This is a genomic window from Pseudomonas sp. HMWF032 (assembly GCF_003060885.1).
In the GTDB taxonomy this organism is placed as follows: domain Bacteria; phylum Pseudomonadota; class Gammaproteobacteria; order Pseudomonadales; family Pseudomonadaceae; genus Aquipseudomonas.
In genome coordinates this window covers 559056-574068 of record NZ_QAIG01000005.1, presented here as the reverse complement: position 1 = coordinate 574068, position 15013 = coordinate 559056, and the positions used below count along the sequence as shown (strand labels likewise).

The window sequence follows — 15013 nt, the reverse complement described above, 5'->3', positions numbered from 1 at the left end:
AACCCGCAGCGGCGGGCTTTTTAATGCGTCACACTTTGAGGAAGTGCTGGCGGTAATGCTTCAGCTCGGCGATAGACTCGCGGATATCGTCCAGCGCCTGGTGCGTGCCCTGCTTCTGGAACGACTCCTTGACCTGCGGCGCCCACAGGCCAGCAAGAATCTTCAGGGTCGAGACATCCAGATAGCGGTAGTGAAAGTAGGCTTCCAGGTTCTGCATGTATTTGTAGAGGAAGCGCCGGTCCTGGCCAATGCTGTTGCCACAGATCGGTGACTTACCCTTCGGCACCCACTGCTCAAGGAAGGCGATAGTCATGGCCTCTGCTTCAGCCGGACCGATCATGCTTTCGCGCACACGCTGGGTCAGGCCGCTCTGCCCATGAGTGCGGGTGTTCCATTCGTCCATACCGGCAAGCAGCTCATCACGCTGGTGCACAGCAATCACCGGCCCCTCGGCCAGGATGTTCAGATCACTGTCGGTCACGATGGTGGCCATCTCGATGATGACGTCTGTTTCAGGCTCCAGACCGGTCATTTCCAGGTCGATCCAGATCAGGTTATTGGCGTTCTGCATGCACGGCTCCTCAACTAAGGCCGACAGTCTAACAGGCCGCCGAAAAACTACTGCGCCCGACTGACAGCATTGCGCTCAAACCGCGCCACGCATACGCCACAACAGCAGGCGGGACTGCCGCCAGTCATACAACTCAATCTGCTGGTTCGCCGGCTGCCCCGGCACCTCGAAGGTATTGCTGATCAGCAGGCTGCCGGGCGGCATCTGCGCGCAGGCCTTGGCCCACAGCTCGGGCATTGGCGCAGGTGAGAGGAAGCAATACACCACATCAAATAGCGCAAGATCAGTACGCCAGAGGTTTTCATAGCGAATCTGGCAATTGCGCAGCGGCAAGGCGCGCATCCAGGCAATGACAAAGGACAGCGGCGCGGTCTCGACCCCGACAAACTGTGCCTGCGGGAACTGCCGAGCCAGGCTCAACAGCATGCCCCCCGGCCCGCAACCCAGGTCGACAAAGCGAAACGACGGCAGCTGCTCACTTAGCAACGCCCCCAACTGGCGGCACGTGCCGGAACCAGTCAGGTACAACGGCACCCGCTCGCCAAAGCTGTTCCAGTTAAACAGCAGCACCAGCACGAACGCCCCGAGAAACACCCAAGATGGCAGTGGCGCACCATTGGCCAGCAGCAACGCTGGCACAAACAGCAGATTCAGCCCACACCACCAGCGCGACAACCCCAGGTAACGTGCCAGCACGGCGGCAATCAGCCCCTGGCTCAGGCCGACGGCCAGCCAGGTTGGCCGCCAGGGCACCAGCTGCACCGCCAGGTAAAGCGCCAGGCCCACCAACAGTGTGGCGCCCATCTGAGCAGATAACGCCAGCAGTGCCGGATAGTGGCGGACAACACGCAGCATGCAGACTCCTCAAGCGTCCGAGCGATGATGCGCCGCAGTTTAGCTGCGCCAGCAGCTCAATAGGCAGCCCGTGCTAGACTCGCGACCGTTTATTGCGCAATTCAACTCTCGGAAGCCCCATGGCCAAACGCCAACTCAACCGCCGGCAAAACTGGCGTATCGAAAAAATCCAGGGCGAGCGTGCCGCCCGCGCCGCCAAGCGCGAGTCGCAGGCTGTACAGATTCTTGAAGGCGGCGACCTCGGCCCGGAACAGACCGGCCTGGTCATCGCGCACTTCGGCGTACAGGTCGAAGTAGAAGCCCTGGATGGCGAACTGGCCGGCCAGGTATTCCGTTGCCACCTGCGCGCCAACTTGCCAACCATGGTCACCGGTGATCAGGTGGTGTGGCGCGCCGGCAACCAGGGCATTGGCGTGATCGTCGCGCAATTGCCGCGCAGCACCGAACTCTGTCGCCCGGACACCCGTGGCCAGCTCAAGCCGGTGGCCGCCAACGTCGACCTGATCGTGATCGTCTTCGCCCCGCTGCCCGAGCCCCACGCCAACCTGATCGACCGCTATCTAGTCGCGGCCGAGCACGCCGGCATTCGCCCGCTGCTGCTGCTGAACAAGACCGACCTGCTGGATGAGCAGAATGCCGTGGCACTCAACCGCATGCTTGGCGTGTACCGCGAGCTCGGTTATCCGCTGCTGGAAGTGTCCGCCCACGGCGGCGACGGCATGCAACAGCTGCAACAGCAACTCGATGGCCATGTCAGCGTCTTCGTCGGGCAGTCCGGGGTGGGCAAGTCGTCGCTGGTCAACAGCCTGTTGCCGGAAGTCGATACCCGCGTAGGCCCGCTCTCCGAACTGACCGGCAAAGGCACCCACACCACCACCACCGCGCGGTTGTTCCACTTCCCCGGCGGCGGCGAACTGATCGACTCCCCTGGGATTCGCGAATTTGGCCTGGTGCACGTCAGCCGTAATGACGTCGAGGCGGGCTTTATCGAGTTTCATGACCTGATCGGCCAATGCCGCTTCCGCGACTGCAAACACGACCGTGAACCGGGCTGCGCCCTGCTAAAAGCCCTCGAAGAGGGCCGCTTGCACCCGCAGCGCATGGCCAGCTACCGGCATATCCTGGCCAGCCTGCCGGAAGCCGAGTACTGAAAAGAATCGCCGGGAGCGATTTTAAATCGTCGCGCCGCAACGGCCCGCAGGCCATCAACAAAAAAGGCCGCGAACTGTCGCGGCCTTTGCGCGTACACACATCGGTTATTCAGCGGGCTGATCAAACTGCAATACGCCGTCTTCGAAGATATTCAGCCGTTCGCGTAGCGCCGCATCAGGCAGAGGAACCTCTGCTGCACCAGGCGTTGCCGACGTTGCCGCGGGTGCGGCAGCAGGCGCCTCGGCACCCGCAGGCTTATCAGCAGCCGTATCACCCCGCTCACCCTCGATAGCCCGCTGAGCTTTTTTGGTCAAAACCACAATGTCGATACGACGATTAACCGGATTCAACGAATTCTCCCGGTCAAACAACGCCGATGACGAATAACCCACCACCCTCGCCACCTGTTCATCATCATAGCCGCCAGCGACCAGCACGCGCCGTGCGGCATTGGCCCGATCAGCTGACAGCTCCCAATTGCCATAGCCACCGCGGCCGACAAAAGGCGCCGCATCGGTATGGCCACTGACACTGATCTTGTTCGGCACTGCCGCAATGGTGTCAGTCATGGCCAGCAGAATGTCTTCAAAATATGGCTGCAGGCGCGCACTGCCAGAGGCAAACATTGGCCTGTTCTCGGCATCCATGATCTGGATACGCAGACCGTCCTGAGTAATCTCGAAAAGAATTTGATCCTTGAAGTTCTGCAACTGGGGGTTTTCCTCAACCTTGTTCTGCAACTCCTGCAGCAACAATTCAAGACGCTCCCGCTCAACCTCTTCAGCGACAGATTCCGCCTGCTCCTTGCTGATATCGGCCTGATCACTTTCCTCGCTGGGTGTGGCCTCTTCCTTGGGTTCGGGGTTGAGGGTACGATCAGGCGCCGGCGTCGGAGAGCCACCCAGATCAATCACATATGGACTGGCACTCTCGGAAAACCCCACGGGGTCCTGAAAGTACCCGGAAATCAGCTTCTTCTGCTCGGGTGTAGCCACCGTCATCAACCACATCACCAAAAAGAACGCCATCATGGCCGTGGCAAAGTCGGCAAAGGCAATCTTCCAGGCACCGCCATGGTGACCACCGGCAGTCTTTTTGACCCGTTTGACGATAATCGGTTGATTGTTTTCCATGCTATGCCTTAGCCCCCACGCATAGCCTGCTCAAGCTCACTGAAGCTTGGACGATGTGCCGGGAATAGCACCTTACGGGAAAACTCGACAGCCAGCGATGGCGGCATACCGGACGCCGAAGCCACCAAACCGGCCTTGATCGCCTCATACACATTCAGCTCTTCCTTGGCGTCATGCTCCAAGGCCGCCGCTAAGGGGCCGAAAAAGCCATAGGACGCCAAGATTCCGAAAAAGGTACCCACCAGTGCAGTACCCACCTTCTGGCCAATTTCTGCGTTATCCGCCTCCGCAAGAATCGACATGGTAATTACGATACCCAGCACCGCCGCCACGATACCCATGGCTGGCATACCGTCAGCTACTTTTGCGACAGCATGCGCAGGGTGTTCAACTTCTTCCTTGAGGCTGGCAATTTCCATATCGAACAAGCCTTCTAGCTCGTGCGGGGCCATGTTGCCGGAGGACATGATGCGCAGGTAATCACAGATGAACGAGGTCATCTGCTGGTCTTTGAGGATGCCGGGGTACTTACTGAAAATCGGGCTTGCGGCAGGGTCTTCGACGTCAGCCTCGATGGCCATCATGCCTTCACGACGACTTTTATTGAGAATCTCATAAAGCAGCTTGAGCACGTCAAGGTAATAGGCATGCGTGAAGCGCGAGCTGAACATGCTCAACGACTTCTTGAACACATGCATAAAGGCACTACCGGGGTTGGCCTGCAAAAACGCCCCCAGCGCGGCACCACCAATAATCAGGATTTCATAGGGGTGAACCAACGCCATAAACTGGCCACCCGACAGGATGAAGCCGCCCAATACGCAGGCGAATACAACAATGATGCCGATGATTTTTGCCATAAAAAGAGACTAGCCACAGAGGTCAGAAAGGGACGGAGCAAAACAACCCTTCTATTTATCGGAAGTTTTGCGCGAGACTATAGCCAGTTAAGGTCAAAAGCCAGTTTGTCTCAACCCATGCCCAAACCAGCTCACTACCCGCGTACATTGAAAGACTGGCTCAAGCAGCTGGACGAGCAACTATTACCTGCGTCCAGCACAAGCTTGCAGTTGCTGCGCCAGGCACTGGCTGACAGCAATCGGTCACGACGCGAACTGGCCGAGCTGATGCAAAGCTGCCCGGCACTGGCGCTCAGCGTGCTGCGCGAGGCCAACAGCAAGAACGGTGGACTCAATGAGCAAACAGACAGCCTTGAAGCTGCCATCAGCCGACTCGGCCTGAGCCGTACGGAAGCATTGCTCAAGCGCATACCGAGCCTGCCGGAACAGGAGTTGAGCAAGCCGTACAGGCAGATATTGCTCATCAGCCAACATGCCAGCCAACAGGCCAACGGTTTGTTCGCCGGACGCCTGGCGCGTCTTTGGCAGGAGGTAAACTGGGGCAGCCAACTATTTCTTGCCCCGGTCTGGGCCCTGCTGTGCGCTCATCCGGAGTTATTCGATGCCTGGGAACAGCGCGTGTTACTCAAGGGAGAAGCGGCATGCAAAGTGGAACAGGAGTTGCTCGGCGTACCGTTGCTAACGCTGTGCCTAGCGCTCAGCGAACACTGGCGCCTGCCCGAGTGGGTAACCCTAGGCTATCGGCTGCTCGTCAATGATCGGCGCCTGCTGGTCAAGGCACTGCACATCGCACACCACAATGAGCACCCACTGCAACAACAGCAATGCCTGGATGAAGACAGCAATCTGCGCCGCTGGTTGACCCAACCGGCCAACAGTATTTTGCTGGCCAATTGCCTAGCCATCTCCGCGCACTTCGCCTGGAACAGCCTGCATACCCTGCGCTGGCAGCGGCTCACTGGCCTATTCCTGCAGCTGCCGCTGGACAGCGTGCAGCAGCAAATTCACCAGCATGCTGCCAGTAGCGCTCAGCAGCTTTATGACAATGACCTCTGGCACCCGGCCGAATCACTGCTGTGGCCATGGCAAGCGCGCCACCTGCAGCCCCCCGCCGAACCGCCCAAACCTGTCGAGCTCAGTGCGTGGCGCCAGCAATGTGGCCAGCTTCTCGCGCAGCCCAGCGCCTTCAGCAACGTCCTGCAACTAACGGCCTGCGCCAACCAAGCACTGCAAGCCTGTGGCATGCAGCGCGTATTGATTCTCCTCGCAGACCGTAATCACACCCGCCTGATGACCCAGCAGCACACCGGCCTGGACAAATCGGCCGACAGCCTCAGCCTTGACCCGCAGCAAAGCCAACTGCTGCGCCGCCTGCTCAGCACGCCGGCGCAACTGCGCCTAGGCCCGGGCAACATTGCCCAGTTCTCAGCCACGCTGCCTGGCACGCTCAAGAGCCTGTTCCCCAGTGAGCATCTGCTGATTCGCTCGCTGGCCAATAACAACCGGGTGGTCATGCTGATCTTCGCCGACCAGGGTGGCAACGCCTTCAGCGATACCAGCGTGCAGGGTTTCAGTAAAACCGTGCAATGCATTGAGCGGGCACTGAACACCTTTGCCAGCCGCGGGCGATAAGCTTCCGTTACAATCAGCCCCTTTGATACCTGCAAAGAGGCCCGGCATGAATGCCTTCGCTGAGTTGCCCCTGTTGATCGAGCCGGCCCAACTGGCCAGCCGCCTGAACACCCCCGGGATGATCTTGGTCGACCTGACCAGTCCTACGCGTTATGCCACCGGCCATATCCCCGGCGCGCGCTTTGTCGACCCCAAGCGCACCCAATTTGGACAGCCACCAGCGCCGGGCCTGCAACCTGATCGCGCACAACTGGAACACCTGTTCAGCGAACTGGGGCACACTGCGGACGCGGTCTATGTGGTCTACGACGATGAGGGTGGCGGCTGGGCAGGACGCTTTATCTGGCTACTGGATGTCATTGGCCACTCGCGTTACCACTACCTAGATGGCGGCCTCCACGCCTGGCTCGCCGAAGAACGCCCCCTCAGCGACGAGACCCCACCGGCCTGTAACACCCAGGTGGCGCTGACCCTAAACGATGTGCACACCGCGAGCCGCGAATACCTGCAAAGCCGTCTCGGTGCCACCGACCTGGCGATCTGGGATGCCCGCTCCCCTGAGGAATACAGCGGCGTGAAAGTCCTGGCACAAAAAGCCGGGCACATCCCCGGCGCCATCAATTTTGAGTGGACGGCCGGCATGGACAGAACGCGCGCCCTGCGCATACACCAGAACCTGCAGGCAATGCTCGACAACCTGGGCATCACCGCTGACAAAGAAATCATCACCCACTGCCAAACTCATCATCGCTCCGGGTTCACCTACCTGGCCGCCAAGGCCCTGGGCTACCCACGCGTAAAAGCTTATGCCGGCTCCTGGGGAGAATGGGGCAACCACCCCGACACCCCCGTCGAGCGCTAAATGCCCGCATCCACGTAAGGAATTCCCATGAAAGATCGTTTGTTTATCCTCAGCCAGTACCTGCTGCCGCACCATTTGTTGTCACGCCTGATCGGCTGTGCTGCCGAATGCAGGGCTGGCTGGTTCAAGAACCGCCTGATTAGCTGGTTTGCCAAGCAGTACCAAGTCAACATGAGCGAAGCTCAGGTCGAAGACCTGACCGCCTTCGCTCACTTCAATGACTTCTTCACCCGCGCCCTGAAAGACGGCGCGCGCACGCTCGACAACACCCCAGGCGCGGTACTCTGCCCAGCTGATGGTGCAGTCAGCCAGCTCGGCAAGATCGAACAGGGCCGGGTATTCCAGGCCAAGGGCCACAGCTTCAGCGTGATTGAGTTGCTAGGTGGTGACACTGAGCGTGCCGCAGCATTTATGGGTGGCGACTTCGCCACCATCTACCTGTCACCGAAGGACTACCACCGCGTGCACATGCCGCTGGCCGGCACCCTGAAAGAAATGGTCTACGTTCCTGGCCGCTTGTTCTCGGTCAACCAGACCACCGCAGAAAATGTCCCCGAGCTGTTCGCCCGCAACGAGCGCGTGGTTTGCCTGTTCGATACCGAGCGCGGGCCAATGGCAGTCGTACTGGTGGGCGCGATGATCGTAGCGTCAATTGAAACCGTCTGGGCCGGACTGGTCACGCCCCCCAAACGCACGCTGAAAACCGTTAAGTACGATGAAACTGCTCGCGCCCCGATCCACCTGGAAAAAGGCGCAGAACTCGGACGGTTCAAACTGGGCTCAACTGCCATTGTGTTGTTTGGCCCCGAGCAGGTGCAGTGGGTGGCGGAGTTAACCGCCAACAGCGCCGTAAGAATGGGCCAGGGACTTGGCCAACCGTTCGCCGAGTAACACCTCACGGCACGCTCAGCAACGCTGAAGCGTGCCGCACCAACGCATGCTGCGGAACCTTGGCACGCACTCACCAGTCACACCCAGATACCTTGTATGCCGAGTGCACCGGCACTTGGGCCATGGTCATGGCTGCGAGGCCTGCGAGATGCTGCTAGAGTCGAAGTACAACTCCTACGTGTGACCCGCCTTGCCTGTGTGCTGGAGTCCCTGATTTAGATGGATAAACAGAATTCTCACTTGCTACTGCGCGTCACTACGCCAGATAAGCAAAGCCTGTCATTCTGCGACGCCAGCCCACGCGATCTAAAAAAATGGGTGGATGGCCTACCCAAAGCCAACATTGGTGAAACCGCACGCCAGCTTTACCAGGCACTGGTCGAACTCAATCAGTTGCTGACACCCTCGGAAAATCGCCTGCAACTGCTGGAAATAGTCCGTCCGGAAATCTACTTCGTCTGCAAGCAACTGGAAAAACACTTCCTCAACCAGGCCATTGTGCTGGACGAGCGTCCGCGCAAAGTTGCCAACCTATGCCAAGCCTTGCAGAACCATCTGGCGATTGGCTACAAACTGATTGTCGCGCGCCTGGCGCCTCAACCAGGCAAAGAGCGCAACCAGCTCCTGGCGGTAGCTCTGCAGCGCGCCACGCATAGCCTGTGCGGGCCACTGATTCGCGCCAGCCAGCTTTACTGCCCTGTTCCCGAGGGACTTTGGCTGGAGCTTCACCAGCTTTACCGGATCGCCTGCTCAAGTGACGTACAAAAAATATTGGTACGCGATAATCAGGCACGCCACACCCAAGGACTCAGCACCGAACAAAGTTACCTGGTCGCCCTGCTGCTCGGCTGTGCACGGTGCAACCAGATGCGCCAGAACGCCATTGCCCGCCTGGCGGAAGTGCTTGAGCCTTGGAGCTTACTGGCGACATTACAGGCCGGTGATGATCCCTCCAGCTTGTTTGCCGTGGCCCCGCAACTGGATGGACCACCACGTTACATTTCCTTATTCCAGCGCAGCGAACTGCACAATGCAGTCGGTATCGACCCCAGCTTGCTGGTGAACGCAATAAAAGAGCACTTGCAGCTCACCGCCGACAGCCCGACTCAACCTCGCCTGCTGGTGCCAGAAGGTTTTAGCCAAGACATGCTGCAGCACCTGGCCGCGGCCTGGGGCGATATTGCCGAGCGCACCTTCCAGCGCAGCCAGGGCCAGGGCGCACTGACCCTATGCATAGGCATGAGTTCGCTGCACTACCACCTCGCCGGCAAACGCCCGTTCAACGAAGTGCTGAAACTACCGGTAACCACCAATGCCGCCGTCTTCCGACCTGATACCGGCACACCGGATATCTGGTCAAACGCCTTCGATGCCCAGAAAAGCAACCAGTGGGAAAACGGCCTGCCCTTTGAAGAAATTCAATACCAGTCACCGAAAAAAGGTGAATCTGTGGAAGCAGGTAGCAATGAAAGCTACCCGACCTACGCAGTAGCGATTGTCAACATCAGCCCTGGCGGCTACTGCCTGTCATGGCCGAAAGAGGTTCCCAGCCAACTGCAGGCAGGTGAACTACTCGGCGTGCAAAGCACGCCCAAACAGGGCTGGAGCATTGCGGTGGTGCGCTGGATTCGTCAGGTACGGGGCGGTGGCACACAGATGGGCATCGAACTGATTGCGCCGCATGCACAGGCCTGCGGGCTACAACTGGTACGCAAAGCCGAACAGAGCAGCCAATACCTGCGCGCCTTGCTACTGCCGGAAATCAGTGCCATTTCACGCCCGGCTAGCCTGATCACGGCGCGCCTGCCCTTTCAGGAGGGTAATAAAGTCAGCATCAACCTCAATGGCAGCGAGCACCGCGCTGTACTCAGCCGCCGACAAACCAGCACCGGCAGTTTCAACCAGTTCGAGTACCGTAGTATCGGGCAGCCAACCAACGATGACGGGAAGCCTGTCACAGCGCCGAAAAGCCGCGCGCCAGGCGGGGAGGAAGACTTTGACTCACTCTGGAAGTCGCTGTAGATTGCCGTCGCACCTCCTTTTGTCGCCTTTTTGTGCCCGTTCGGCGCAGACCTGATACCACACCATGGCCATTGAAAAAAAAACCATACGGCTACTGATTCTCGAAGACTCGCAGAACGAGGCCGAGCGGCTGGTCAGCCTGTTTCGCAATGCGGGCCGGGCAACTCGCGTGCATCGTCTGACCTCCAGCGATGACCTTAGTGAAGCCCTGCAGCACAGCTGGGACTTGCTGATCTGCGCTCCCAGCAGCGAGCAACTCCCCCCGAGCGAAGCGATTGGCGCAATCCGCCGTCAGGCCAAAGACATCCCGGTCATACAACTGCTCAGTGATAACGACTCCGACAGCATCACCGAAGCCCTGATGCTCGGTGCCCAGGACGCCCTGCCGCAAGGTGAAGATGAGCGCCTGGTGCTGGTCGCCAAACGCGAGCTGGCCAACCTGGAAGAGCGCCGCGCCCGCCGGGCCTCTGAAGTCGCCCTGCGTGAAGCGGAGAAACGCTGCCAGTTGCTACTCGACAGCTCCGTCGATGCGATCACCTATGTGCACGACGGCATGCATATTTATGCCAACCGCGCCTACCTTGAACTGTTCGCCTACGAAGACGCCGACGAACTGGAAGGCATGCCGATGATCGACCTGATCGGTGGCAGCGACCAGTCCAGTTTCAAGGACTTCCTGAAGAACTATCAGAGTGCCGAGGGCAATGCCGAGCTCAACTGCACCGGCATCAAGGCCAACGGCCAGAGCTTCCAGGCGCAGATGAGCTTTTCCCCGGCCACTTACGACAGCGAGCCTTGCATCCAGGTGGTGATTCGTGCAGAAACCGGCAACGCTGAACTGGAAGAAAAACTGCGCGAAATCAGCAGTCAGGATCTGGTCACCGGTTTGTTCAACCGCACGTATTTCCTCGAACTGATGGACAACGCCGCCGAGCGTGCGGTCAACGCCGGCCAGCCGTCCAGCCTGGCCTACATACAGGTTGACCGGTATGCCAGCCTACTGGCCGAAATCGGCCTGGCCGGTATCGACATTCTGCTCACAGATCTGGCCAACCTGCTGCGTGCGCACTTTACGGGCGATGCGCAACTGGCACGTTTCGGCGATGACGTATTTACCGTCCTACAACCTGGCGTCAGCCCAGAGAGCACTCGCGAGCAATTGGCCAACTTGCTTAAGAAGGTCGAGGGTCACTTGTTCGATGTCAGCGGCCGCACCGTGCAGAGCACGCTGTCAATCGGCGTAGCGGGACTCAATGAAAAAACGCCCAAAGCCCAGGAAGTGGTTGATCGTGCGCACCGCTGCGCTGATGAGCTGAGTGACGGTAACGCACTGAAACTGTTCAACCCGGCTGACGAACTGGCTGCCGCCGCCAACCGCGGCAACATCGTCGCCATGATTCAACAAGCACTGGAGACCAACAGTTTCCGCCTGCTGTTCCAGCCGATTATCAGCCTACGCGGCGACAGCTTCGAACATTACGAAGCCCTGCTGCGCCTGATCAGTCCGCAAGGCGAGCAAATTCCGCCGGTAGAGTTGTTCAGCGCCGCCAAAGACGCGGGCCTCGCCGAGAAGATTGATCGCTGGGTCATCCTCAACTCAATCAAACTGCTCGCAGACCACCGCAGCAAAGGCCACAACACCCGCCTCTTCGTCCATCTCTCGAGCGCCAGCCTGCAGGACCAGACTCTGCTGCCGTGGCTCAGTGTGGCCCTGAAGGCTGCACGCCTACCGTCGGACTCTCTGGTTTTCCAGTTCAGTGAACCGGATGCGATTGCCTACCTCAAACAGGCAAAAGTCATCACCCAGGGACTCAATGAGTTGCACTGCAAAACAGCCATGACCCAATTTGGCTGCTCGCTCAATCCGTTCAACACGCTCAAGTACCTGCACGTCGACTTCATCAAAGTCGATAGCTCCTTCTCCCAGGACCTGAGCAAAGCAGAAAACCAGGAAGCGCTGAAAACCCTGCTGGCCAGCCTGCACTCCCAAGCCAAGCTGACCATCGTGCCGTTCGTCGAGAGCGCCAGCGTCCTGGCCACGCTCTGGCAAGCCGGGGTCAACTATATTCAGGGGCATTATCTGCAAGGGCCGAGCCAGTCGATGGATTATGACTTCGCAGCAGACGATGAATAATTCAAACCCATGCCATGAAAAAGCCGCCCTCAGGCGGCTTTTTCATGGCATGGGGATTACGCCTGACCATCGCGATCACGGAACCCCAGCAGGTAAAGAATGCCATCCAGCCCCAGGGTAGAGATCGCCTGTTTGGCTGATTGTTTGACCAATGGCTTGGCGCGGAACGCCACGCCCAGCCCGGCAATCGCCAGCATGGGCAGATCATTGGCGCCGTCGCCCACGGCAATTGTCTGCTCCAGGCGCAGCCCTTCCTTGGCGGCTAATTCGCGCAGCAAATCGGCTTTACGCTGAGCATCGACGATCGGCTCAACCGCCACCCCCGTAACCAGACCATCGACAATCTGCAACTCGTTGGCGAACACATAGTCGATGCCCAGTTTGGCCTGCAGTTGCTTGGCAAAGTAGGTAAAGCCACCGGACAGGATTGCAGTCTTGTAGCCCAGACGACGCAGCTCACTGAACAGCGTCTCGGTGCCCTCGGTCAGGCGCAGCGAGGCACCGATATCGGCCAGCACGGTTTCCGGCAGCCCCTTGAGCAGCGCCAGACGTTCGCGGAAGCTCGCGGCGAAATCCAGTTCCCCGCGCATCGCACGCTCGGTAATCTCGGACACCTGTTCGCCCACACCGGCGGCCTTGGCCAGCTCGTCGATCACCTCGGCCTCAATCAGCGTCGAGTCCATGTCGAACACTGCCAGGCGGCGATTACGCCGGAACAGTGAATCGCGCTGGAAGGCGATGTCGACGTTGAGCTCCTGCGCCACACTGAGGAACTCGGCACGCAAAGCAGCCGGATCGATCGGCTCACCACGTACGGAAAACTCGATGCAACCCTTGCCCTGCTCGGCCGGCATATCCAGCGGCATGCGCCCGGACAGACGGTCGATGTGGTCGATGTTCAAGTCATACCGTGCGGTAATGGCACTGACCCGCTGCAGTTGCTCGGCGGTGACCTTGCGCGTTAGCAGGGTGACAATATGCCGAGCCTTGCCCTGACCGCTGACCCACTGCTGATAATCGGCTTCGGCGACCGGCGTGAAGCGCACCTGCTGATCGAGCTTGTAGGCGGTAAAGAGGATGTCCTTGAGCACCGACGAGGCCCGTTCGGTATCGGGAATCTCAACCAGAATGCCAAACGACAGCGTGTCATGGATCACCGCCTGGCCAATGTCGAGGATATTCACCCCGCCCTGGGCCAGCACGCCGGTGATGGCGGCAGTCAAACCGGGGCGATCTTCGCCGGTGATATTGATCAGGACGATTTCGCGCAAGGCTCGGTCTCCGGGACAGCGTCAAGGACTACGGCGTGTAGAACAGGTCACAAGCCGTGGAAAAGGCACCCATTCTACCCATTTTCACCGGCAAACAGCCACGCACGGCGCTTTGCCCACTGCAGGGGCGCCGCTATACTGCGCGCCATCTACAGTCGACAAGAGCCGAGCTCTGTGAACCGGCCCGCCCCCGTAAAACCCGATAATTTCTTTCTGCTGTTGTTCCAGGCGCTGCGCCAACGACGCATTCCGCTGGCCCTGCGCATTGTCAGTCATAGCCTGTTGCTGGTGGCCCTGGCCTTGGTGATCTATGGCTGGGTGATTGGCATGCAGTTCAAGCATGCCATGCAGCAGCAGGCTGAAGCCCTGGGCACCAGCCTGATTACCCAAACGGCCGCCTCGGCCACAGAACTGCTGGTGTCCAACGACATCCTCAGCCTCAACGTGCTGCTCAACAACCTGGTGCAAAATCCGCTGGTGGCCCACGCCGCCATCTACAGCGTGGACAATCGCATCCTCGCCGAGGCTGGTTCGCGCCCCAGCCAGAGCATGCTGGGGGAAACCGAAGGCTTGTATTCAACGCCGATCACTTTTCAGGAAGTGATTGCCGGGCAACTGCGCATCAGCCTTGATATGCAACAGTTCGAACAACCGATGACCATCAGCCTGCAGAGCATGGGCATCCTCAGCCTGATTCTGCTGGCCCTGACCCTTTCCCTGAGCATGCGCCTGGGCCGGCATATCTCCACACCACTGCTGCAACTGCGTGTCTGGCTGCGTGACCCGGATGATCCCGCGCCTGGCGCAGGCCGTCAGGATGAAATTGGCGATCTGGCGCGCCAGCTGCAAGCACGCCTGGTGCCTGAACAACCAGCTGTGATCGAAGAAGCCCCCTACGCCGCGGCGCCTGATGCCGGTGAAGAAGACGACTACCTTGACGAATCGTTCGACAGCGAACCGGATTTCAGCGTCCCGGATCTGCATGACGATCATTTCGACAGCCCGGATCAGCCGTTAGCCCCCCACGCAAGCGCCAACGATGAATACGGCAGCGCGCTGGATGACCCCTTTGCTGACCTACGCGATCACAGCGAGCCAGCCTCGTTACCACCGCCGGCGGCCCAACAGGCCCTGCCCAGTGCCGTGCTGGCTATTCAGTTGGGCGCTCAGGAACAACTGCGGCGCCTGCCACGTACTCGCCTGATGGAACTGCTGCAACGCTATCGCGACTGCCTGGATCAAGCGGCCAGCCTGTATCAGGGCCAATTGCACACCTTGAGCGACGGCGGCAGCCTGATGTTGTTCCATCAACTGGACTGCGACGAGGACTACCTGACCCATGCCATCTGCTGCGGCGAGTTGATGCGTGCCCTGGGTCATGCCTTGCAGATCGAAGTGGCAGACAGCGGCATCACCCTGCAACTGCAGCTCGGCCTGACCCTCGGGGACAATCTTACCGGACTCAGCCAGGGCGACTTGCTCTTGAGTGAAACCGTGCAAAACGCCTTGGCCCTGTCGCAGCACAGCCGTAATCTGCTGCTGGTCGAGCGCAGCGTCGCCGATGATGCCCTTGTCAGCCAGCGCGCCCGCATCCGCGCCATCGCCAGCCCCCAGGGCGCCTGCTGCGTCG

12 protein-coding genes are annotated in these 15013 nt (G+C 59.5%); 7 read left to right on the top strand and 5 right to left on the bottom strand.

Annotated elements, in window-relative coordinates; all coding sequences use genetic code 11:
* Nucleotides 1–28 precede the first annotated feature (28 nt).
* Nucleotides 29–571, bottom strand: a complete 543-nt coding sequence (orn, locus tag DBR00_RS05405) for an oligoribonuclease (RefSeq protein WP_108485763.1) — start codon at nucleotides 569–571, stop codon at nucleotides 29–31.
* A 75-nt stretch (nucleotides 572–646) separates the two neighbouring features.
* Nucleotides 647–1426: a trans-aconitate 2-methyltransferase gene (locus DBR00_RS05400; RefSeq protein WP_108485764.1), complete on the bottom strand. Its 780-nt coding sequence runs from the start codon at nucleotides 1424–1426 to the stop codon at nucleotides 647–649.
* Nucleotides 1427–1545: 119 nt separating this feature from the next.
* On the opposite strand from DBR00_RS05400, the gene rsgA reads away from it, so the two are divergent.
* Entirely contained in the window at nucleotides 1546–2577 is a 1032-nt protein-coding gene (rsgA, locus tag DBR00_RS05395; RefSeq protein ID WP_108485765.1) for a small ribosomal subunit biogenesis GTPase RsgA, read from the top strand.
* Between the two features lie 105 nt (nucleotides 2578–2682).
* Here rsgA and motB read toward each other — a convergent pair whose 3' ends face one another.
* On the bottom strand, nucleotides 2683–3711 hold the full coding sequence (motB, locus tag DBR00_RS05390; RefSeq protein WP_108485766.1) for a flagellar motor protein MotB: 1029 nt from the start codon (nucleotides 3709–3711) through the stop codon (nucleotides 2683–2685).
* Between the two features lie 8 nt (nucleotides 3712–3719).
* On the bottom strand, nucleotides 3720–4571 hold the full coding sequence (gene motA, locus DBR00_RS05385; RefSeq protein WP_108485767.1) for a flagellar motor stator protein MotA: 852 nt from the start codon (nucleotides 4569–4571) through the stop codon (nucleotides 3720–3722).
* A gap of 117 nt (nucleotides 4572–4688) precedes the next feature.
* Here motA and DBR00_RS05380 point away from each other — a divergent pair, with 117 nt between their 5' ends.
* The 5 genes from DBR00_RS05380 (at nucleotide 4689) to DBR00_RS05365 (ending at nucleotide 12112) form a co-directional block, all read left to right on the top strand.
* Complete coding sequence (locus DBR00_RS05380; protein ID WP_108485768.1) at nucleotides 4689–6203, top strand: HDOD domain-containing protein; 1515 nt, start codon at nucleotides 4689–4691, stop codon at nucleotides 6201–6203.
* Nucleotides 6204–6249: 46 nt separating this feature from the next.
* A complete protein-coding gene (locus DBR00_RS20915) occupies nucleotides 6250–7065 on the top strand; it encodes a rhodanese-like domain-containing protein (protein ID WP_108485769.1) in 816 nt (271 codons plus the stop codon).
* Nucleotides 7066–7092: 27 nt separating this feature from the next.
* Nucleotides 7093–7956, top strand: a complete 864-nt coding sequence (gene asd, locus DBR00_RS20910) for an archaetidylserine decarboxylase (RefSeq protein ID WP_108485770.1) — start codon at nucleotides 7093–7095, stop codon at nucleotides 7954–7956.
* Nucleotides 7957–8175: 219 nt separating this feature from the next.
* The gene (locus DBR00_RS05370) at nucleotides 8176–9978 is read left to right on the top strand and encodes a molecular chaperone (RefSeq protein ID WP_108485771.1); all 1803 of its coding nucleotides are present in this window, start codon (nucleotides 8176–8178) and stop codon (nucleotides 9976–9978) included.
* A 64-nt stretch (nucleotides 9979–10042) separates the two neighbouring features.
* Entirely contained in the window at nucleotides 10043–12112 is a 2070-nt protein-coding gene (locus DBR00_RS05365) for an EAL domain-containing protein (protein ID WP_108485772.1), read from the top strand.
* Nucleotides 12113–12168: 56 nt separating this feature from the next.
* Here the strand turns inward: DBR00_RS05365 and serB are convergent, their stop codons facing one another.
* Entirely contained in the window at nucleotides 12169–13383 is a 1215-nt protein-coding gene (gene serB / locus DBR00_RS05360) for a phosphoserine phosphatase SerB (RefSeq protein WP_108485773.1), read from the bottom strand.
* Nucleotides 13384–13557: 174 nt separating this feature from the next.
* Between serB and DBR00_RS05355 the strand changes: the two genes are divergently transcribed.
* A partial coding sequence (locus tag DBR00_RS05355) for an AhpA/YtjB family protein (RefSeq protein ID WP_108538047.1) occupies nucleotides 13558–15013 on the top strand: 1456 nt, incomplete at its 3' end.